Annotated in this window: 1 pseudogene; it reads left to right on the forward strand. The window is 71.9% G+C overall.

The annotated features are described in order from the left end of the window. Positions 1-273: 273 nt before the first annotated feature. Positions 274-531, forward strand: a pseudogene (locus ASF20_RS24445) (transporter); the annotation flags it as partial.

Consider the following 531-nt stretch of genomic DNA (forward strand, 5'->3'; position numbering starts at 1 on the left):
ATGAGGGTTCGCCCCGTCTCGATGCATCATGAATACATCTTGGACAAAGGTGCCGTAAGTCTCTGAGGGCGGTCGGCCCGCGCCCCTCCGCCCGGCGCGGGCGCGGGCCACCGGACTAAAGCGTGGCGGGCAATCGTCTGACAGGAAGACGCTGGGTTGCCGGCCGCCGACCGGCGGCACCTGTCCCCGGGCAGCCGAGCCAGGGAGACATGCGTGATCCGCACCATCGCCAAGGCCCTCCGTCCGACCACCCGCCGCCGGCGCGGCGGCAAGATCCTTCTCGCCCTCCCGCTCCTGCCCCTCCCACTCCTGGCCCCGGCCCCGGCCCTGGCGGGGTCCGCGGCCCAGCCGGGCCAGACCATCGGCCTCCCGGCCGGCGCCCAGCTTCCGGTGGGTCTCTACTTCGTCAACACGTCCAGCTTCGGGGTGCGCGACACGCGCCCGCTCGACTCGGAATCGAACGTCAACCTGCCGGCCTTCGTCTGGGCGACGCCCTGGACCCTGTTCGGCGCGCGCCTGAACCTCATCGCG

The sequence above is a fragment of the Methylobacterium sp. Leaf88 genome (assembly GCF_001422795.1).
Taxonomy (GTDB): domain Bacteria; phylum Pseudomonadota; class Alphaproteobacteria; order Rhizobiales; family Beijerinckiaceae; genus Methylobacterium.